The sequence below is a fragment of the Paenibacillus sp. FSL H8-0048 genome, assembly GCF_038002825.1.
Taxonomy (GTDB): domain Bacteria; phylum Bacillota; class Bacilli; order Paenibacillales; family Paenibacillaceae; genus Paenibacillus_AQ.
Window position 1 is genome coordinate 6,540,434 of record NZ_JBBODF010000001.1, and the last position, 20,020, is coordinate 6,560,453.

17 protein-coding genes are annotated in these 20,020 nt (G+C 53.9%); 16 read left to right on the plus strand and 1 reads right to left on the minus strand.

Features of this window, described 5'->3' with window-relative positions; genetic code table 11:
- Nucleotides 1-110: 110 nt before the first annotated feature.
- The 14 genes from NSU18_RS28370 to NSU18_RS28435 all read left to right on the plus strand — a co-directional run bounded on the left by NSU18_RS28370 (nucleotide 111) and on the right by NSU18_RS28435 (nucleotide 17,334).
- Nucleotides 111-911 (plus strand): CgeB family protein, encoded by an 801-nt coding sequence (locus tag NSU18_RS28370; RefSeq protein WP_341017586.1) that lies wholly within the window; start codon nucleotides 111-113, stop codon nucleotides 909-911.
- A 179-nt stretch (nucleotides 912-1,090) separates the two neighbouring features.
- Complete coding sequence (locus tag NSU18_RS28375; protein WP_341150620.1) at nucleotides 1,091-1,867, plus strand: glycosyltransferase family 2 protein; 777 nt, start codon at nucleotides 1,091-1,093, stop codon at nucleotides 1,865-1,867.
- Nucleotides 1,868-1,907: 40 nt separating this feature from the next.
- A complete protein-coding gene (locus NSU18_RS28380) occupies nucleotides 1,908-3,332 on the plus strand; it encodes a CDP-glycerol glycerophosphotransferase family protein (protein WP_341150621.1) in 1,425 nt (474 codons plus the stop codon).
- Between the two features lie 17 nt (nucleotides 3,333-3,349).
- Nucleotides 3,350-4,354 carry an SDR family NAD(P)-dependent oxidoreductase gene (locus NSU18_RS28385; RefSeq protein WP_341017589.1) on the plus strand — a complete coding sequence of 335 codons (1,005 nt, stop codon included), beginning with the start codon at nucleotides 3,350-3,352 and terminating at the stop codon, nucleotides 4,352-4,354.
- 12 nt (nucleotides 4,355-4,366) lie between these two features.
- A complete protein-coding gene (locus tag NSU18_RS28390; protein ID WP_341017592.1) occupies nucleotides 4,367-5,332 on the plus strand; it encodes a dTDP-glucose 4,6-dehydratase in 966 nt (321 codons plus the stop codon).
- Nucleotides 5,329-6,525, plus strand: coding sequence for a UDP-4-amino-4,6-dideoxy-N-acetyl-beta-L-altrosamine transaminase (gene pseC / locus NSU18_RS28395; RefSeq protein WP_341017594.1), 1,197 nt, complete (start codon nucleotides 5,329-5,331; stop codon nucleotides 6,523-6,525). Before NSU18_RS28390 ends, pseC begins: the two co-directional genes overlap by 4 nt.
- Nucleotides 6,526-6,548: 23 nt before the next feature.
- Nucleotides 6,549-8,348 carry an N-acetylneuraminate synthase family protein gene (locus NSU18_RS28400; RefSeq protein ID WP_341150622.1) on the plus strand — a complete coding sequence of 600 codons (1,800 nt, stop codon included), beginning with the start codon at nucleotides 6,549-6,551 and terminating at the stop codon, nucleotides 8,346-8,348.
- Entirely contained in the window at nucleotides 8,335-9,252 is a 918-nt protein-coding gene (locus NSU18_RS28405) for an aldo/keto reductase (RefSeq protein WP_341150623.1), read from the plus strand. The genes NSU18_RS28400 and NSU18_RS28405 overlap by 14 nt, the downstream gene beginning before the upstream one ends.
- A 4-nt stretch (nucleotides 9,253-9,256) precedes the next feature.
- Nucleotides 9,257-10,054, plus strand: a complete 798-nt coding sequence (locus NSU18_RS28410; RefSeq protein ID WP_341150624.1) for an SDR family oxidoreductase — start codon at nucleotides 9,257-9,259, stop codon at nucleotides 10,052-10,054.
- Between the two features lie 17 nt (nucleotides 10,055-10,071).
- Nucleotides 10,072-11,166 carry a UDP-2,4-diacetamido-2,4,6-trideoxy-beta-L-altropyranose hydrolase gene (pseG, locus tag NSU18_RS28415; RefSeq protein WP_341150625.1) on the plus strand — a complete coding sequence of 365 codons (1,095 nt, stop codon included), beginning with the start codon at nucleotides 10,072-10,074 and terminating at the stop codon, nucleotides 11,164-11,166.
- Complete coding sequence (gene pseH / locus NSU18_RS28420; protein WP_341150626.1) at nucleotides 11,138-11,710, plus strand: UDP-4-amino-4,6-dideoxy-N-acetyl-beta-L-altrosamine N-acetyltransferase; 573 nt, start codon at nucleotides 11,138-11,140, stop codon at nucleotides 11,708-11,710. The genes pseG and pseH overlap by 29 nt, the downstream gene beginning before the upstream one ends.
- Nucleotides 11,688-12,740, plus strand: a complete 1,053-nt coding sequence (pseI, locus tag NSU18_RS28425; protein WP_341150627.1) for a pseudaminic acid synthase — start codon at nucleotides 11,688-11,690, stop codon at nucleotides 12,738-12,740. The genes pseH and pseI overlap by 23 nt, the downstream gene beginning before the upstream one ends.
- Nucleotides 12,741-13,512: 772 nt before the next feature.
- Complete coding sequence (gene ileS / locus NSU18_RS28430; protein WP_341018627.1) at nucleotides 13,513-16,605, plus strand: isoleucine--tRNA ligase; 3,093 nt, start codon at nucleotides 13,513-13,515, stop codon at nucleotides 16,603-16,605.
- 444 nt (nucleotides 16,606-17,049) lie between these two features.
- Entirely contained in the window at nucleotides 17,050-17,334 is a 285-nt protein-coding gene (locus NSU18_RS28435; protein WP_340995684.1) for a DUF5665 domain-containing protein, read from the plus strand.
- 117 nt (nucleotides 17,335-17,451) lie between these two features.
- Here NSU18_RS28435 and NSU18_RS28440 read toward each other — a convergent pair whose 3' ends face one another.
- The gene (locus tag NSU18_RS28440) at nucleotides 17,452-18,180 is read right to left on the minus strand and encodes a TraR/DksA C4-type zinc finger protein (protein WP_341017605.1); all 729 of its coding nucleotides are present in this window, start codon (nucleotides 18,178-18,180) and stop codon (nucleotides 17,452-17,454) included.
- A 256-nt stretch (nucleotides 18,181-18,436) separates the two neighbouring features.
- Between NSU18_RS28440 and lspA the strand changes: the two genes are divergently transcribed.
- Together lspA and NSU18_RS28450 are read left to right on the plus strand one after the other, a co-directional pair.
- Nucleotides 18,437-18,940: a signal peptidase II gene (gene lspA, locus NSU18_RS28445; RefSeq protein ID WP_036690157.1), complete on the plus strand. Its 504-nt coding sequence runs from the start codon at nucleotides 18,437-18,439 to the stop codon at nucleotides 18,938-18,940.
- On the plus strand, nucleotides 18,933-19,907 hold the full coding sequence (locus NSU18_RS28450; RefSeq protein WP_341017606.1) for an RluA family pseudouridine synthase: 975 nt from the start codon (nucleotides 18,933-18,935) through the stop codon (nucleotides 19,905-19,907). The genes lspA and NSU18_RS28450 overlap by 8 nt, the downstream gene beginning before the upstream one ends.
- Nucleotides 19,908-20,020 lie beyond the last annotated feature (113 nt).

Here is a 20,020-nt window from a genome sequence, read left to right on the forward strand (position 1 = left end):
CAGAGGCTTTACAGAAAGCGGGGCACCATTGCAGAGCTTTGCAGCCTGACAGTGCTTTAGGTGAATTAAAGCTTAACCAGCCTTTTTGGCAGCCGGAGCTAATTCTGCTTATGGCTGGTTTGAAGGTCTCAGAGCCTGTGCTGGAGTGCATCAGACAATCCGGGGTGAAATCAGCGGTATGGATGACAGAGGACCCCTATTACATGGATTGGACAGCTCCGCTGATTGCTTATTTTGATTATATTTTCACTATTGACCAAGCTGCAGTGGAGCATTATCAAGCCTTGGGGCACCCCCGGGTCTATCATCTGCCGCTGGGCACAGATCCTGAGCTGTTTCACCCCGCAGCCGTATCCGAGGAGTATAGATGTGATATCTGCTTAGTAGGCGTGCCTTACAGTAACCGGATTGAGCTTATAGAAGCCTTACTTGCAGGCACAGCCTATCACATCCAGCTAGTGGGGCGGGGGTGGGGCCGGTACTATCATGAGTGGAAGCATGGCGCTAAGCGCAATGTGGAGCTGGTGAATGCCTGGGTCCCGCCGGAGACGGCTGCTAAGTTTTATAACGGGGCGAAGATTGTGCTGAATGTCCACCGCCCTTCCGCTGAGAAGTACAACCGGAACCGGGCAGGGATTATCGCCACAAGCATCAACAACCGCACCTTTGACGCAGCCAGCTGCGAAGCGTTCCAGCTTACCGATCATAAAAGCGGGCTCCGCCATCAGTTCGAGGAAGGCACACAGGTGGTTTCTTATCAGGATAAGCAGGATTTGCTGCAAAAGATCCATTACTACATGGCGCATGACGAGGAGCGCAAGCGGATCGCTGAAGCAGCGAGGCAACAGGTGCTGGCAGCCCATACCTTTGAGCACCGGCTGCATGTTTTGTTGATGAACGTGCAAGCTTAATAGACGGATTCACCGGACCTGATAGACGCTCCGCAGTTCATCTGCCGGGCGTTTATTCAGGTTTGCCCATAGACTAAGTCCGCTATTTTGTCCTCCAGTTGAAAATTTAGTCTTCTAACCTATAACGTTTCGAAGAAGGATACATATGATAGCAAGTAAACAGCGGGGGAGGTATTCGATTGCCAAAGGTTACGATTATTATGACCAGCTACAATAAGGCCGCATATGTCGCAAAGTCCATTGAATCCATTCTGAATCAGACGCTTACAGACTTTGAATTCTACTTGATGGATGATAACTCGAATGAAGAAACTCTGAAAGTGATTGAGCCCTATCTCAAGGATGAGAGAATCAAATTCTTCAGAAGCGATACGGAAACCCTGCAGCAGAGAGTAGAAAAGGTCAGATACTCCGCGCTGATCAATCAAGCCCTCGCTCAAGCACAGGGAGAGTATATTTCCTATGCTACCGATGACAACCGTTACAGAAATACTAGACTTGAGCAGATGGTGGACTATCTGGAGGAGAATCCCGAAGTCATGATTGCCTACTCTGCGTCGCTGGTCAACTACTTGAACGAACAGGATGAAGTGACCCGCAGCCAGCTTAGACCGGCCAAAAAAATCGTTTCGGTGGCCCCTTGTGTCATCGATCATTGCTCCATCCTGCACAGAAGCTCGATTCTTCCGGTCATTCATGACAAGTTCGGGTCTTACTGGGATGAGAATCCGGAGTTCTATCGAATAGGTGACGGCAGGTTCTTTTGGCGGCTTAACCAGTTCTGGGATTTCTACCCGGTTGACGAGGTTCTGGATGATAACTATATCACCGAGCTGTCGATTCATTATCAATTGCAGCATCAGGAGAAGAGCCAGTTCATCCAGATGCTTCCTCCGCAGCGGACCTGCAAGGAACTCAGGGAAGAGCTAAAGCTCATTCAGCAGCAAAAGAAATAAAATCTCTGTCTAGACAGGAACCACGAGGAGGGAGAACGGATTGTCCACCTATCTGTCCAATTACTGGTCACTCTATAGTGAATTTATCCATACTGCGCAGGAACTGAAGTACAGGAATATCCCTCTGGCCCTGATGACAAACTTCTATCAACAAATCAACGATGAGCTTAGGAGCGAGATGGGGAGCAGCGGGTTCAGGCTGAAGCTGGAGCATTCCGGTATTCATGAGCAGCACCAGATTCAGCCTTTCTTTGAAAAGTGGGTTGCGCTGCTCTATCAGCCTGTGAAGTCCAATCTGAAGGGCAAAATACTGATCAATCTGGACTATATCAGAATGTCGGAGCAAACAATCAGTGAGTATTTCAGCGGAGATTCGGCCATGATTCTATCCCGCTCCAGAGCGGAGGAGCTATTTGGCATCCCCAATGTATACAGCCTGGGCTACAAGCAGGATACCAAAGCTGCTGCAGAAGAGCTGGTCCGGCGCGCTGCTGACCTTTTTGCGAAGGCCGAAGGACATCCTGCGTTCAGTAATGAATTTTTTGTCCAGACCTTCCTAAGCCGGATTCCTTCCATTGTAGATACCATTGAAATGGTATTTAATCTCTACAATGACCTGCCGGTAGCCGCTGTAATGGTAGGTACGACAGAAGATGTAGCCAGCCGGGCGCTTGCCGTCGTTGCAGGGATTAAGGGGATTCCCAGCGTATGTCTGCAGCACGGAATTCTGATGGGAGAGGAAGCCTTCATTCCTGTATTCTCCAGCCATATCGCAATTTACGGGCAATATGAACATGATTGGTATGTGCGCAGAGGGCTTGAAGCTGAGCGGATCGTGATTACCGGCCATGCCCGTTACGATGATATCTTTACCTCGAAGGTTACGTCTACAGAGTCTTTTAGAGAAACCTACCAGCTTGATCCTCATAAAATCACCTTACTGATCGCTACCGGACCGACGCTGGATGAATACAAGATCCGTACCCTGCTCACCCAATTGGCCTCACATCCGCAGTTCCAGCTGATCATCAAGCCACATCCCTGGGAGCTGTCCAAGAAGCTGATCTCGCTGTATACCGGGTACGAAGAAGAATATAGCAATGTTCATGTGGTTACTGACCGGAAGGCAGATACCCGTGAGCTGATTATGAAATCGGACGCTGTGGTCGCCACCCTCTCTACAGTTGCCCTCGAAGGCCTTTTATTCGGCAAGCCTGTATTTGTCTATAAATTCATTCAGGCTAACCGTGAATATGATTACTATGATGCCCTTGACCGCTATATTCAAAAAGAACCGGCGGACTTAACCCGTATCATCGCCCGTTATTATTCCAGCAATATAGAGAAATCAAACTACAAGATTGTAAAAGAGAAATTCTTGCAGCAATCCTATCAGATTCCTGACTCCGGCAAAGCGCTTGCGGATCTCATGGACCGGCTGATCCATGGAAGCGGGAATCGATGAAGCGGGAGGTGGAGAGCATGTTCTTCCGGAATAAAAGGATTCTGATCATCGGCGGTACCGGCACCATCGGGAAAAGTATTGCGAAGCTTCTGCTGAAGCAGGAGCCAGAGATCATCCGGATTCTCAGCAGAGACGAGTATAAGCAGTTCGAGCTGCAGGATGAGCTGCAAGGGAACGCAAGACTTAGCTGCCTGATTGGAGATGTCCGGGATTATGACCGTGTGCTGGCGGCAATGGAGGGGATAGATTATGTGTTCCATACTGCTGCTATGAAGCATGTATCCTTCTGTGAAACTAACCCGTTCGAGGCTGTACTTACGAACATTATCGGCACTCATAACGTGATTCAGGCAGCGAAGCAGCAGAAGGTAGGCAAGGTCGTTTTTACAAGCACAGATAAAGCCATTTCACCGACCAACAACTATGGAGCCACCAAGCTGTCTGCGGAGAAGCTGATTTCCTCTGCCGTCACCTCGGGCGGCTCCGGCCAAACGGTGTTCTGCACCGTACGGTTCGGGAATGTGATGGGCTCCAGAGGGTCTGTTATTCCTTTGTTTGTGAAGCAGGCGAGAGAAGGCAGGGCGATCACCGTAACAGATCTGTCCATGACAAGGTTCATGATGACGCTGGAGCAGGCGACCCGGCTGACCGTTCAGTCCCTGCAGCTGGCGAAGGGTGGTGAGACTTTTATTCTGAAGATGCCGGTGATCAGGCTGAAGGATCTGGCTGAGGTTGTAGCCGAGGAGGTGCCGAAGAAATATGGGACCCTCCCGGCTACGGTGACGATCCTGGAGATCGGCCTGAAGCCAGGCGAGAAGAGATACGAAGAACTGATGACCCGCGAGGAATCACTAAGCGCTTATGAATTGAAGGATGTATACATTGTCCCTTCCCCCTATGCTGCACCGCAGTCCTACCGGGAAGCAACCAGGCCGAAGCCGGGCACCTACAGCTCCGAAGGAGAGACCCCGCTGACCAAGGAGCAGGTCAAGAAGCTGGCATCGGAACAAAATCTAATCTAGTGGAGGCTTACTATGAATATACTTGTAACCGGAGGTGCCGGCTTCATCGGCAGATGGGTGGTCGGACGTTTGTTAAAGGATGGACAAAGGGTATGGGTCGTTGATAATCTGGCGAATTCATCGTTGGATAATCTGAAGGAGTATGAGGATAACGAGCATTTGCAGAAGGTGCAGATTATGGACCTTAAGGACAGAGCAGCCTTGAAGGAGCTTTTCCGGGAGAATTCGTTCGACCTGTGTTACCACCTCGCGGCAAGCATTAATGTGCAAGACAGCATAGATGATCCTGAGACCACGTTCAACAATGATACGCTGGCGACCTTCTATCTGCTGGAGGAATGCCGCAAGCAGCAGGTGAAGCTGGTCTTCATGAGTACCTGCATGGTCTATGCCAGAGCGGCGGATGAACAGGGAATTGATGAGCAATCCCCTATCAAGCCAGCCTCTCCCTACGCCGGGGCCAAGATCGCTGCGGAGAATATGGTACTATCCTATTTCTATGCCTATGATCTGCCGGTGGTGGTCGTAAGGCCATTTAATACGTATGGTCCCTATCAGAAAACCGGCGGCGAAGGCGGGGTCGTGGCGATCTTCATCCACAGCAAATTAAAAGGCCAGCCGCTGAATATCTACGGGGACGGCACTCAGTCACGGGATCTATTATATGTGGGAGACTGTGCAGATTTCGTAGTGGAGGCGGGTTACAGCGATAAGCTGCATGGAGAAATTATCAATGCAGGCACAGGTGAGGATATCACCGTCAATCAATTGGCCGAGCTGATTGCAGACGGGCAGGCACCAGTCCAGCATGTTCCCCATATCCACCCGCAGAGTGAGATCCAGAAGCTGTTATGCAATTATAACAAGGCAGAGAAGCAATTGTCCTGGACACCTAAGGTTACCATCCAGGAGGGCATCCGGCAGACAGAGCAATGGATTCTTGAGACCTTTCACCGAAAGGAGCCGAACCAATCATGAGTAAAAGCAAACTGGCCATTGACGGCGGGAAGCCTGTACGTGCGCACTACTTGCCGTATGGGAGACAGATGATCGATGACGAGGATATTGAGTCCGTGGTCAAGGTGCTGCAAAGTGATTATTTGACCAGCGGCCCGGCCATTGAGCAATTCGAAGCAGAGATCGCAGCGTTTACCGGGGCAAAATATGCGGTGGCCTTCTCCAGCGGAACTGCGGCCCTGCACGGGGCCTGTTATGCCGCCGGGATCGGCGAAGGGGATGAGGTGATTACGACTCCCATGACGTTTGCCGCTACTGCGAACTGTGTACTGTATCAGGGGGGCGTACCGGTATTCGCAGATATCGATCCGCGGACGTATAATCTTGATCCGCAGCGGATCAGGGAGAGAATTACGGCCCGAACGAAAGCGATTATTCCCGTCCATTTCACCGGCCAGCCGGCACAGCTTGATGAGATTCTGGAGATTGCAGGGGAGCATAATCTGATCGTGATTGAGGATGCGGCCCATGCGCTTGGTGCGAGATATAAGAATAGAAGTATTGGGGCTATCGGGGACATGACCATGTTCAGCTTCCATCCTGTAAAGCATATAACAACGGGAGAAGGCGGAATGATTACGACCAATAACCCGGTGTATTATGAGAAGCTGCTGCAGTTCCGCACCCACGGCATCACCAGGGATGAGCGCAAGTTAAGGGAGAACCACGGACCCTGGTATTATGAGATGCAATTCCTCGGGTACAACTACCGGATCACAGATATCCAGACCTCACTCGGCATCTCCCAGCTGCGCAGAATCGGGGGCTTCATCGAGAAGCGTAAGCAGCTTGCCGCCTTGTATCTGCAGGAGCTGAGCGGGACCAAGGAGCTTATTCTGCCGCATCAGCTTCCAGAGGCGGAGTCGAGCTGGCATCTGTTCATTGTCAGACTTCAGCTCGCAAGGCTGAAGGCCACCCGCAAGACGGTCTTTCAGGCGCTGCAAAAGGAGAACATCGGAGTCAACGTCCACTACATCCCCGCTTATCTGCATCCGTACTACGAAAGCCTGGGGTTCCGCAAGGGAATCTGTCCGGTCGCTGAAAGCTGCTACGAGGAATTCATTACACTCCCGCTATATGCGGGCATGGAAGCTGAAGATGTGATGGATGTGGTCGCCGCAGTCAAGAAGGTGATCCGCCACTACTCCAAGTAACAATAGAGAAGGGAGGGATTAATGTGGGCAAAGTGAAGGTGATTGCCGAAATTGCCAATGCCCATTGGGGCGACCTCCGCCGGCTGCGGGAGCTGATCCTCGCAGCCGCACGCAGCGGCGCTGACGGGGTGAAATTTCAATGGTTCCATTACGACAGCCTGGCGGCGCCGGATTTCATCCATTATCAGACGTATATTGATTTGTTCATCGGTAAGCAGCAATGGGCGGAGGCTGTCCGGCTTGCCAAGGCTGAGGGACTGGAGGTCTGGGTAGACCTATATGATGAATGGGGAGTCGGGCTGCTCGCGGAGCTTGAAGATCAGGTGGACGGTTTGAAATTACCCACAACCGTCTTGCAGTCACTCCCCTTGATTCAAGGCCTGCACAAGTTCAATAAGCCCTTACTCATCGGTGTGAGCGGCTGGCTGAAGGAAGAGATGGATACGCAATTATCCTACATTCGGAGCCATTTCAAAGGTCCAATCGTGCTCATGCACGGCTTCCAGGGCTATCCGACCCGGACAGAGGATTCCAACCTGAGCCGCATCGCCCATATCAAGCAGACCTATCAGCTGGAGGTGGGCTTCGCGGATCATGAGGATGCTGATCATGAAATGGCAGTGGATCTTCCGGTGTATGCCTATCTGCTGGGGGCCAGTGTCATTGAGAAGCACATTACCTTGAACCGTGCCGAGAAAGGGATTGACTATTATTCGGCGCTTACGCCGGAGGAATTCGGGCGGATGGTGGAGAAGCTGCGCCGTGCAGAGTGTGTACAGGGCATCCTCGAAATTAAGGACTCGGAAAGACGGTATCTGGAGGATTCCTCTCTGAGGATCGTCTCCCGCAGAGAGCTGCGCCCGGGTGAAATGATCACGCCTGAGAACATATGCTATAAACGTTCCTCTATGCCGGATGCCTTCATGGCCCGCAATGCTTCCGTACAATTTCCTATGATTGCCACCTCGGTAATTCCTGCGAACACACCCATCACGCCCGGGAAGGTAAAAGCACCCAAAATCTGCATTGCTGTCATCTGCAGATTGAAATCCACCCGGCTCCGCCGCAAGGCGCTGCGCGAGATTCACGGCATTGCGGCCATCGAGAGATGCCTGATGAATTGTCTGGCTGTGCCGGGCGGCTATGAGGTAGTTCTAGCCACCTCGAATCTGCCGGACGACCAGCCGCTTACGGCGTTCACCCTGAACGGTCAGGTGAAGGTGGTAACCGGTGACCCGGACAATGTGGCTGCAAGAATGCTGAGCGTGGCTGAAGCGGTCCAGGCGGATATCGTAGTCCGGGTGACCGGCGACAATCCGGCGGTCTCTCCGGAGATGCTTAAGACTCTAATAGGCCGGCATCTGGCAAGCGGTGCAGATTTCACCTACGCCAAGGAATCAACTATGGGGACGGTCGGGGATATATTTACCGTTGAAGCGCTGAGAAGGCTGCTGCACTATTCCAATCCGCTTACGCATGCGGAGTATCTGTCCTTTTACTTTTTCAACAATCCGCATCTCTTCAAGATCAATGCTGTGGACCTTCCTGCGGAGTGGGTGCATCCCGAGTGGCGGTTAACCATGGATGAGATTCAGGATCTGGAGCTGTTCGAGGCGGCCTACCAGGCACTGGATGTGGGGCCAAGACCGCTGTTCTTCGAAGAATTGAAGGCATTCCTTCAGGAACACCCTGAGGTGGCTGAGCGCAACCGGGGCATTCAGGTGAAATGGCGGGATGATACGGAGCTGGTCAAGGAGCTGAATGCAGCTACCACCTTGAACAATAATGATAACGTTAGCGGGGCGTCAAATGATGATCAATAAAGCGGGTCTTGTGCTGGGGACGGCCCAGCTGGGCGGAAATTACGGGATTGCGAATACAGCTGCGAATCCCTCTGTGCAACAGAGGAACGAGCTGCTCCAATATGCCCTCTCTGCAGGGATCGGTTATTTGGATACCGCGCCGGGATACGGGGACAGCGAGTCTGTCATCGGAGATTGCCTGGAAGGTGCAGATCCGCAGAGCCGGCCGCAGATTGTGACGAAGCTCCCTTCCGTCCAGCGGCTGCGGCTGCATACGGAGGAAGCGCGGAGGAGGTTCGTCATCTCTTCCGTGCATACTTCCCTGAACCGGCTGAAGTGTTCTGCGCTGGATGTCTGTCTGTTGCATGATCCGCTCGATCTGACTTACCAGGGCGGCGAAATCCTGCAAACGCTGCAGGAAATGCAGCAACTGCAGCTGATCCGCAGAATCGGTGTATCTGTGTATGATGCGGAGGATATTGCGGATTTTATGCGCGTGGAGGGGCTGGACAGCATTCAGATTCCGCTGAATGTCCTGGACCAGAGATGGCTCGCGAATGGAATGCTGGAGCAGCTCACCCGGAAGGGAACAGAAATCTTCGTCCGCAGCGTCTATCTGCAAGGTCTGCTGCTGATGGCACCGGAGCAGCTTCCGGCGGGGCTGAGGCGAGCGAAGCAGCCGTTGTTACGATTAAACAGCTACAGCAAGGAAACCGGGATACCTGTTAAAGAGCTGTGCTTCCTCTATGTGAGGGATCTTCCGGGGATATCCGGGCTGGTGATTGGCTGCGAGACGGCGCGGCAGGTGCAGGAGAACCTGCGGATGATGGCATTGCCCCCTCTAAGCCGGGCGGTGAGGCAGACGCTTGGTGAATCCTTTACGGATATGCCTGTAGAGATCATTGACCCCAGGAGGTGGAAGTAACCGGATGCGAACTCTTCAAGAATTATTTAATCTGCAAGGCAAGGCAGCGGTTGTGACCGGAGGGGCTGGTTATCTGGGTACAGCTATAGCGGAGGGGCTGGCTGAGGCTGGTGCGGCGGTCTATCTGGTAAGCTCGAATGGGCAGCGCTGCAAGGAGACCGCTGAGGCGATCGCCCGCACCACCGGAGCAGCCTGCTTCGGCAAGGCGATGGATATCCGGCAGGAAGCATCAGTCAGAGAATGTATTCAGAGCATCGCTGAAGCGGCCGGAAGCATCGATATCCTGGTGAATAATGCCGCATTCAGCTCAGCCGCAAGGCTTGCGGATATGAGTGAAGAACAGTGGCTGGCCGGGCTGGACGGGACGATCAACGGAACCTTCAGATGTGTCAAAGCGGTCCTGCCCTATATGGTTGAGCAAAAGAGAGGCTCCATCATTAACGTCTCCTCGATGTACGGGCTGGTCTCGCCTAACCCGGAGGTCTACGGAGACAGCGGGATGGATAATCCCGCTAATTACGGAGCCGGTAAAGCAGCGATAGGCCAGTTTACCCGTTACATTGCCTGCCACTTCGGGCAACACGGAATCAGAGCGAATACGGTATCGCCCGGGCCCTTTCCTAATGCAGCGGTTCAAGCTGCTGATCCGCAGTTCATCCAGGATCTGAAACGGAAGAATCCGCTGGGCAGAATCGGTACCCCTGAAGATCTAAAGGGAGTGATGGTGTTCCTGGCTTCCGCCGCCTCAAGCTATGTTACAGGTGAGAATATTTCTGTTGACGGAGGCTGGACCGCATGGTAAGCACAGCAGCTAATCCAATGAATATATGGATTCGGGCCGATTCTTCGTATTCAATGGGCACGGGCCATATCATGCGCTGCCTGACACTTGCAGGCGGGCTTGCCGCCAGAGGCGGGCAGATCACGTTCATTTGCCGCGAGCTGCCGGGGAATCTGGCCGACTATATCAGAGGCCAGGGCTATGCGGTGGAGCTGCTGCCGCCCCCGGATGATCCGTCGTACGCCGCATTCTGGCTTCAGGTGGATTGGCGGACCGATGCTATGGAGACGGTGCAGCGGCTGGAGGGGGCTGCTCCTGCGGATTGCCTCATTATCGACCATTATGGGATTGATAAGCGGTGGGAGACATGGGTACAGGGGAAAGTGAAAAAGATAGTAGCCATCGACGATCTGGCGGACCGCCCGCATGAGTGTGATCTGCTGCTGGACCCCAATCCATCCGCTGCCAGAGACCGTTACCAGGGGCTGCTGCCTGCTTACTGCACGAAATTGACAGGCACCTGCTATACACTGCTCCGGCCTGAATTCCGCGCGGCTAAGAGGGGGCTGGCTGAACGGGACGGAAGCATAAGCCGGGTTCTGGTGTTTTTTGGCGGCACCGATCCTACGGGGGAGACTCTCAAAACCTTGCAGGCCCTGCAAAGTCCCGCCTTCGCTAACCTGCGGCTGGATGTCGTAGCAGGCGGAATGAACCGCCGCAAGGATGAGATTGCCTTCCTATGCGGCTCGATGCCGAATTCCACCTTCCATTGTCAGATTGATTACATGGCTGACCTGATGAAGAAGGCGGACCTCTCCATCGGAGCAGGCGGAAGTACTACCTGGGAGCGCTGTTACCTGGGCCTGCCTTCGCTGTGCATTATTACGGCGGATAATCAGCGGGAGATTACGGCCTTGGTTCATGCGCAGGGGGCTGCATTAAGCCTGGGGAAGAGTAATGAAGTGACAGCCCAAGCAATTGAGCAGGGGCTTAAGGCTATGCTGGCTGACCCGGCGAGGGTACGGGTCATGTCAGATCAGGCGCTCCGCCTGATGGGCGAGGATAAATGGGATGAGGTTATAGACAGGATTATGGGAGGGGACTATGGCAGACCTAAGGGATTACAGGCTTGAGAAGCTGAGCCGGGAGCATAGCCGGCTAATATGGGAATGGCGCAATGCCGATCACATCCGGCCCTATATGAATCATGACGGGATGATTCCACTGGAAGAGCATCTTAGCTGGATGGATGCCATAGCGGAGGATACCAGCCGGGTCGTCCGGATCTGTTACTATCTGGACACACCGGTGGGCTTCGTGCAGTTCTCGCAGATCGACAGGGTCCACAAAATCTGTGAATGGGGCTTTTATATAGGGGAGAAGAGCTGTCCCCCCGGCTCCGGCACCATGATGGGAATCTTGGCGCTGGAGCATATTTTCCAGGTAGAGCAGCTAAGTAAGGTATGCGCGCAAATTCTGGATTTCAATCAGCGGAGCTTGTCCTATCACCGGAAACTAGGCTTCGTAGAGGAAGGCAGGCTATGCAGGCAACGGATCAGAAATCATCAGCCAGTGGATGTGGTCTTGATGGCCCTGTTCCGGGAGCAATGGGAGAGCCGCAGGCTACGGCTGACAGAGGAGGCAACGACAAGCCATGAAGGAAATCAGGATCGGTAACCGCACCATCGGCAGCGGACATCCGCCTTTTGTCATCGCGGAGATGTCCGGTAATCATAATCAGTCCCTGGACCGTGCGCTCGAAATCGTTAAGGCCGCCGCCCGGTCTGGTGCACATGCGTTCAAAATCCAGACCTATACGCCGGACACCATGACGCTTAATCTACGGAATAAGGATTTCATGATTGGGGAATCGAACGGGCTGTGGAAAGGGAAGTCGCTGTATGAGCTGTATGCTGAAGCATATACGCCCTGGGAGTGGCATGAGCCAATCTTTGCTTCGTGCAGGGCACTCGGGATGATTCCATTCAGCACCCCGTTCGATGAGTCCTCGCTAGAGTTCCTGGAGAGCCTCGGCGCCCTCTGCTACAAGATTGCTTCCTTTGAAAATAATGATATTCCCTTATTACGGAAGGTGGCCTCCAAAGGGAAGCCGATGATTATTTCCACCGGGATGGCCTCGCTCGGCGATATTGAGCAAGCTGTCCGCACCATAACCGGGGCAGGCTGCCGGGAATATATACTGCTCAAATGCACCAGCAGCTATCCGGCTTCGCCCGAGCATACCAACCTCAATACCATTCCGTATCTGCGTGACGTCTTCCGTGCTCAGGTGGGCCTGTCCGACCATACTCTGGGTGTAGGGGCAGCAGTAGCAAGCGTAGCGCTGGGCAGTACTGTGATCGAAAAGCATTTCACCCTGAACCGTGCGGAAGGCGGGGTGGATGCTGCATTCTCCCTGGAGCCGGCAGAGTTCGCTTCCTTGATCCGGGAGACAGATACGGCCTGGAGGGCACTCGGCGGCGTCTCCATCGGCCCCACCCCCGAAGAAGAGAAATCCCTGCAGTTCAGACGGTCTGTCTATACCTCCAAGGATATCAAGGCCGGAGACCTGCTCACTGCGGATAACCTTAAAGTCATCCGTCCCGGCTACGGCCTCGCGCCCAAATATTATGATCTGCTCATCGGCAAACGCTTGAGAACCGATCTGCCCGTCGGCACCCCGCTGAGCTGGGACCTGCTGCTGTAATCCGCCTTGACAATTGGGGCGAAAACGTCTATAACTAGAACATATCTGTATCCATTGAATCCAAATTCGATGACGGGACAAGTACGATAAGGTAACGTTCTCCAGAGAGTCGGTGCTTGCTGCGAGCCGATCGTTCACGCCTTACCCGAAGATCCTCCCCTAGAAGCTAAGCTGAAGCGTGTATACGTGTGTAGGCTCCGCCGTCTGCCGGACGTTATCCCGGACCCGCAAGGTTGTCTATTGCCTGCGGACTGAGATTGTGCTGAATTCACACCCCTTAGGATGTGCGTGCAGTGCAGATTAGGGTGGTATCGCGAGCGTCGTCTCGCCCCTTTGGGGGCGGGGCGGCGTTTATTTGTGTGGTGGGCATCCCCCTAAATCCCCCTTCCAAGGGGGACCCCAAGGGCTGGCCGCCCTCTGGACACCCGCAATAAGTGCTTATCGAGGTTGGAGGGGCGTCCGCGGAAGGGGAAAAATTTGTTCGGCGTAGGACCGGCCCTTCTTAGGCGTACCCGTCAGGGCAGCCTAAGAAGGGCTGAGGACTCCGCCAAAGTAATCCTTCCCGTCCACTGACCCTGCTCCTTACACGATGCACTGATTTAGGGTGTCCAGAGGGCAGCGCCCTTGGGGCCCTCCCTTGGCGAAGGGAGGGTTTGGGAGGGATCGAAAAGCTTTAAAGAATTTAGTTTGTAAAAAGAATTTAAGTTTCTAAAAAAACAGGCTCGGATGTAATCCGAATAAGGTTTAAGACTAAACGAAGGGATTGACCATTATGCATAAGGTAGACGTCAAAGAAAAAGCCCGGGCCAGAGATGTCCGGATCTTGAAAAAGTGGAGCGAGGAGGACACATTCCGCCGCTCGATGGAGAACCGCGAGGGACGCCCGAACTATGTGTTCTATGAAGGGCCGCCGACGGCGAACGGGGTGCCGCATATCGGGCACGTGCTGGGCCGGGTCATCAAGGATTTTATCGGCCGCTACCAGACCATGAAGGGCTTCCGCGTCATCCGCAAAGCGGGCTGGGATACGCACGGCCTGCCGGTAGAGCTCGGGGTGCAGAAGAAGCTTGGCATCTCCGGCAAGCAGGATATCGAAGAATACGGCGTCGAGAAGTTCATCAAGGAATGTAAGGAAAGTGTCTTCGGCTATGAGAAGCAGTGGCGGGAATTCACAGAAGCGATCGGCTACTGGACCGATCTGGATCATCCGTATGTAACGCTGGACAATACGTACATCGAGAGCGTGTGGAACATCCTGGCTACGGTTCATGAGAAAGGCCTGATGTACCGGGGGCACCGCGTCAGCCCGTACTGCCCGAGCTGTCAGACGACCCTCAGCTCCCATGAAGTTGCTCAGGGGTATAAGACGGTTAAGGATCTGAGTGCTACCGCCAAGTTCAAGCTGGACGGCAGCGGCGACTATGTGCTGGCTTGGACGACCACGCCTTGGACACTTCCGGCGCATATGGCGCTGGCGATGAATCCGAATATGGAATATGTGCGTGCACAGCAGGAAGACGGCGTATATGTACTGGCAAAGAATCTGGTGGACGAAGTGCTGAAGGGCGAGTACACCATCCTGTCTACACACACTGGCGCTGACTTTATCGGCCAGAGCTATACGCCGCCGTTCGGTTATATCAAGGCGGAGAAGCATAATGTAATCGTCGGAGCCTCTTTTGTAACGGATTCCAGCGGTACCGGGATCGTACATATGGCTCCGGCACACGGGGAAGACGACTATAAGAGCTGCCGCGAGAATGGGATCAGCTTCGTGAATGTAGTAGATGCTTCCGGGAAATACACGGATGTAGTGAGTGATTTTGCCGGGCGGTTCGTGAAGGATTGTGACCTGGATATCGTGAAGGTGCTGTCCGAACGCGGACTGCTCTACCACAAGGAGAAATACGAGCACAGCTATCCGTTCTGCTGGCGCTGCGACACCCCGCTGCTCTATTACGCAACAGACAGCTGGTTTATCCAGACGACTGCGATCAAGGATCAGCTGATTGCCAACAATAACAGTGTGGACTGGTACCCGGACCATGTGCGCGAAGGGCGCTTCGGCAAGTTCCTGGAGGAGCTGGTGGACTGGAATATCAGCCGTAACCGCTACTGGGGGACACCGCTTAACGTATGGGTCTGCCAGGATACCGGCAAGGAGTTCGCGCCGCACAGCATTGCCGAGCTGAGAGAGATGGCGATCGGCGAGGTCGCTGAGGATATCGAGCTGCATAAGCCGTACGTGGATAATATCCAGCTGCGCAGCCCGTTCAGCGAAGGCGGCATCATGGTCCGCACTCCTGAAGTGATCGACGTCTGGTTCGACAGCGGCTCGATGCCGTTCGCCCAGAGTCATTACCCGTTCGAGAATCAAGACCGGTTCGAGGACCAGTATCCGGCGGATATGATCTGCGAAGGGATCGACCAGACGCGCGGCTGGTTCTACAGCCTGCTGGCGGTATCAACCCTGTTCACGGGCAAGGCGCCGTACAAGGCGGTTATCGCCCACGGACATATCTTTGATGAGAACGGCCAGAAGATGTCCAAATCCAAAGGCAATGTCATCGATCCATGGGAAATCATGAACGAATACGGCACGGATGCCTTCCGCTGGGCGATTCTGTCTGACAGTGCGCCGTGGAACAACAAGCGGTTCTCGCGCGGTCTGGTTGGGGAGACGAAGTCCAAGGTAGTGGATACTCTGGTGAACACGCATGCTTTCCTTACGCTGTATGCCGGAATCGACGGCTATGATCCTGCGGATCACCCGTTCAAGGTGTCTGAGCATAAGCTTGACCGCTGGATTCTGTCCCGTCTGAACAGCCTGATTGTGCTGGTTGATAAAGGGCTGGCCGTAAATGACTTCGTGAACACCTCCAAGGCTATTGAGAACTTCGTGGATGAGCTGAGCAACTGGTACATCCGCCGATCCCGTGACCGGTTCTGGGGCAGCGGGCTGGGCGAAGAGAAGCTGGATGCTTACCGCACCCTTACGCATGTCCTCCTGACCACAGCCAAGCTGATGGCTCCATTCACTCCGATGCTGTCCGAGGATATCTTCACGAACCTGGGCGGCGGGGAGAGTGTGCATCTGGCAGACTATCCGGCAGCGGATGAGAACCTGATCGATCTCGTCCTGGAAAAAGATATGGAGTACGCCCGCGGCATCGTCGAGCTGGCCCGTAACGTCCGCAACGAGAGCGGCATCAAGAACCGCCAGCCGTTGTCCGAGCTGATCGCATCCACTCCGGATGACTTCAACGTGGCGGATTATGAAGAGCTGATCAAAGAAGAGATCAATGTCAAAAATATCGTCATTGAGCACAGCGACAGCGGCTTCGTTGACTTCACCCTGAAGCTGAACCTGAAGGTGGCAGGTAAGAAATACGGCAAGAGCGTCGGCTTCCTGCAAGGCTTCCTCAAAGCGATGGACAGTGACGCTACCCGCAAAGCGGTACAAGAAGGCGTTATCGCCATTGTGTCACCAGATGGAGAAGAGCTGCAGATTACGTCCGAGGAGCTGCTGGTTGAGAAGCAGGCCAAACCAGGCTTTGCTTCCGCATCCGGCTATGGACTGACAGTGGCCTTGAACACAGAAATCACGCCGGAGCTGGTACAGGAAGGCTGGGTACGCGAAGTCGTACGTGCGGTGCAGGATTACCGCAAACGTCTGGATCTGCCGATCGACAAGCGGATTGCCCTGACCCTGCAGGTCGATGACGAGCTGAAGGCGGCGGTGACCGCATTCGAGCATGTGCTGCGTGAGAACGTACTTGTGACTACGGTGGATTTTGACGGAGATTATATCTATGAGACAGTGGACGCCGGAGGCAAGAGCTTCGGTATTCATATCGGCGCTTAACTCCAGAGCGGCCGCGCATTTCCTGCATTACTTGTCCATGTATGGTATATACTAGCCGCAAAGGAAAAGTTTCCACGGGTTAGAATGCAAATGACGAGCCCTGTGCTTGAAGAGAAAATTCTCTTCGACCGGGCTCGTTTGTTTTGCGGTGTATAGACAACCAGGAGGTGCAGGGGCGTGGGTGGATGGAAAAGCGGGAAGAATCCTGCTGAGCAGCCGGAAGGGCCGGGTAGAATTTCAAATAGAACCACTGACAGAGGGAACAACAGGGAGGAAGCACCGCAAGAGAAGCAGCCCATGCATTCTGAAGCAGGCCAACCATCGGGCAAGACAGATCCGGGCACAGAATATCCTGAGAAAAATCACCCCGCCGCTTCTCAGCTCAAGCCTGCATCGGCTGTCACCGGAGCCGTTGATCCGGCCGGTCTTCCCCCGGAAGAGAAGCTGAACGCCCTGTACCGGATGACCACGAGTCTGGCCCAGCAGATGGAGAAGTCACGAATCTCGGAATATACCGAGCTGCTGTATTCCCCGTTCCGGCTGATTTGGCTGAACATCCTCTCCGGAGTGGCCAGGGGACTGGGGATTGCGCTTGGGTTCACTTTTTTTGCGGCGACGATTATTTATGTGCTTCAGGTGCTGGGTGCGCTCAATCTGCCGATCATCGGCGATTATATCGCGGACATTGTGCGGATTGTCCAGCATCAGCTGGAGCTGAAGACGTTCTAAGCGCGGCTGAACCTGAAAGAACCCCACAATGGTGGGGTTTTCTCTTCAGCGGATCGTTCCTAACCCCTTCCAAGCATTAACTGACATGGCTTCTACTAATTTGATGTGCCAGCTGTGCTACTTCCGTCCTTTTCGGGTCGGGTCCAGCAGATAGTCGCCTTCCTCGTCATCCATGTAATGGCGGTAGCTGTTGCCCTTGATAATCATCAGATGATTGCCGGAAATGTCGGTGGCTACGAAATTCTCCCAGGGCTCCACGAAGCCCTCGGTCTCGTCCGCTTCGATCTCCATATCATTGTAGGAGCCGATGTTGCTGCCTTCAGCCATGGCAGGGGAATCCGAATTGCCCCAGCTCTCCACGATCTGCCAGGCATCCTCGCCACCCGAGCCATTCTGGTCATCCCGCTCATCCAGACTGGTGCGGCCAAACGGCGGAGACAATAGCTCCTCCTCGGCCGGACGGGTGAATGGAGCGCTCTGGCGGGGAGCATGCTCTTTCGTGTAGCGGGTGGAGGGAAGGGCAGCCAGGCGCTCATAGGGAATCGGTTCGCCGCTGGCGATGCAGATACCGTAGGTTCCTTCGTCCATCGCCCGCAGGGCCGATTCAATATCGTCCAGCTCATGCTCATCGCGCTCCAGCAGGGAGATATCCATGGAACGGTTATACAGCTCTGTGGCGGCATCACCGGGATGGTTGTCAATTTCGGACAGCTCTCCGGTGTTGTCCCGCATCGCCTCCTGCAGTCCATATTGTCCGCTATTGCTCAGCCTGTGCTTGATATCCTCCTGCTGCTGCAGGAGAGCAGTACGCAGCCCGGAGAGCTGCTGTGGTGTCAGATGGCTCATTGCTGTGAGCTCCTTTCGGTAGCTAATCGCTGAGACGGTACTATCCCTTAAAAGGACGGCCAAACCGTTTCCGCTTCTATAGGTAGCTTGGCCTCCCGGGCCCTTTTTTAGCGCTGGCAAATAGTGCCCTGACTTTACAGATCCGTATGGCCATGCCATGGACGTTATCTTGAGGCCTGTGCTACAATATACAAGTCTTTATACAGTATTCGGACCGCGAAGCCGCGGGAAAAATAAGAACGGAGTGACAACTTCTGTGGTGTACTTTCTGATTGCGCTAATTGTATTTCTGATTGACCAGGGTACCAAATATCTGATTGCCACCCGGCTGGAGCTCGCAGAGCAGATTCCGGTAATCAAGGATTTCTTCATTATTACGTCACACCGTAATCGTGGAGCCGCTTTCGGAATTCTGGAGGGACAGCAGTGGTTCTTCATTGTGATTACAGTAATCGTTGTATGCGGAATCGTCTGGTATCTGAACAAGGCCCGCAAGACCCGCAAGCTGCTGCCTACCGCGCTGGCGCTTGTCCTTGGCGGAGCTGTCGGCAACTTCCTGGACCGGATTCTTAACGGTGAGGTTGTGGATTTCCTCATGTTCAATTTCGGAAGCTATACGTTCCCGATCTTCAACGTAGCAGATTCCTGTATCGTGGTCGGAGTGGGTCTGATTATTCTGGACACGCTGCTGGAAGTGAAGGGCGAACAGGAAGTCACCGAGGTGAAGGAATCACAGGAAGTCAAAGAAGGGAATGAATGATTTGAACAAAGACGTCAAAGAGCTGGCGGATTCTGGCGCCCTCGAGGAAGGAAGAGACGTCACCGAATGGATCGTTGCCGAGGACAATGCGCGGGAGCGGATTGATAAATACGTTACAGAGGCCATGGAAGACGAGATTTCACGCTCCCAGGTTCAGCTATGGATCAGCAGCGGCCATGTCGTGGTCAACGGCGCGCCGGTCAAAGCGAACTATAAGCTGAATGAAGGCGATAAGGTAACCGTTACGGTGCCGGAACCCGAGGTTACGGACCTGATCGCACAGGATATCCCGATTGAAGTGGCTTATGAGGACAGCGATGTGATTGTGGTGAACAAGGTGCGCGGCATGGTTGTGCATCCGGCAGTGGGACATCCCTCCGGCACTTTGGTCAATGCGCTGATGTATCATTGCAAGGATCTGTCCGGCATTAACGGGGAGATTCGTCCAGGCATTGTCCACCGGATCGACAAGGATACCTCCGGTCTGATTATGGCGGCCAAGAATGACGCCAGTCATGCTTCGCTGTCCGCCCAGCTTAAGGAGCACAGTGTGACCCGCCGCTATATCGCAGTGGTGCACGGCAATCTGTCTCATGACAAGGGAACCGTAGATGCTCCGATCGGCCGTGATCCGCATGACCGCAAGCTGTATACCGTAACCGAGAAGAACAGCAAGCGCTCCGTGACGCATTTTACCGTGCTGGAGCGGTTTGGCGACTGCACACTGCTGGAGCTACAACTTGAGACAGGGCGCACGCATCAGATCCGTGTTCACATGAAGTTCATCGGCCATCCGCTGGTGGGGGACCCGATCTACGGCCGCAGCAAGGGAACTACCATGAACGGACAAGCCCTGCATGCAGCGGTACTCGGTTTTGTGCATCCTTCTACAGGCGAATACAAGGAGTTCAGCGCGCCGATTCCGGCGGATATGGAAGAACTTCTTTATACGTTGCGCAGCAGATAAGTACAAATCAATAGATTATAAATCCATGGTACAGCGGCCGGATTTGCGTCATATTTAGAGCATAACAGAGTGAACTTAAGAATCCAGCTTGCTCCATTCTTAAGTTCAGCTTA

Excerpts from the sequence above, each read along its gene's own strand:
- NSU18_RS28370 (WP_341017586.1), top strand. The coding sequence starts at position 111 with ATGGCTGGTTTGAAGGTCTCAGAGCCTGTGCTGGAGTGCATCAGACAA.
- NSU18_RS28385 (WP_341017589.1), top strand. The coding sequence starts at position 3,350 with ATGTTCTTCCGGAATAAAAGGATTCTGATCATCGGCGGTACCGGCACC.
- NSU18_RS28390 (WP_341017592.1), top strand. The coding sequence starts at position 4,367 with ATGAATATACTTGTAACCGGAGGTGCCGGCTTCATCGGCAGATGGGTG.
- pseC (WP_341017594.1), top strand. The coding sequence starts at position 5,329 with ATGAGTAAAAGCAAACTGGCCATTGACGGCGGGAAGCCTGTACGTGCG.
- NSU18_RS28405 (WP_341150623.1), top strand. The coding sequence starts at position 8,335 with ATGATGATCAATAAAGCGGGTCTTGTGCTGGGGACGGCCCAGCTGGGC.
- NSU18_RS28410 (WP_341150624.1), top strand. The coding sequence starts at position 9,257 with ATGCGAACTCTTCAAGAATTATTTAATCTGCAAGGCAAGGCAGCGGTT.
- pseG (WP_341150625.1), top strand. The coding sequence starts at position 10,072 with ATGAATATATGGATTCGGGCCGATTCTTCGTATTCAATGGGCACGGGC.
- pseH (WP_341150626.1), top strand. The coding sequence starts at position 11,138 with ATGGCAGACCTAAGGGATTACAGGCTTGAGAAGCTGAGCCGGGAGCAT.
- pseI (WP_341150627.1), top strand. The coding sequence starts at position 11,688 with ATGAAGGAAATCAGGATCGGTAACCGCACCATCGGCAGCGGACATCCG.
- ileS (WP_341018627.1), top strand. The coding sequence starts at position 13,513 with ATGCATAAGGTAGACGTCAAAGAAAAAGCCCGGGCCAGAGATGTCCGG.
- NSU18_RS28440 (WP_341017605.1), bottom strand. The coding sequence starts at position 18,180 with ATGAGCCATCTGACACCACAGCAGCTCTCCGGGCTGCGTACTGCTCTC.
- NSU18_RS28450 (WP_341017606.1), top strand. The coding sequence starts at position 18,933 with ATGAATGATTTGAACAAAGACGTCAAAGAGCTGGCGGATTCTGGCGCC.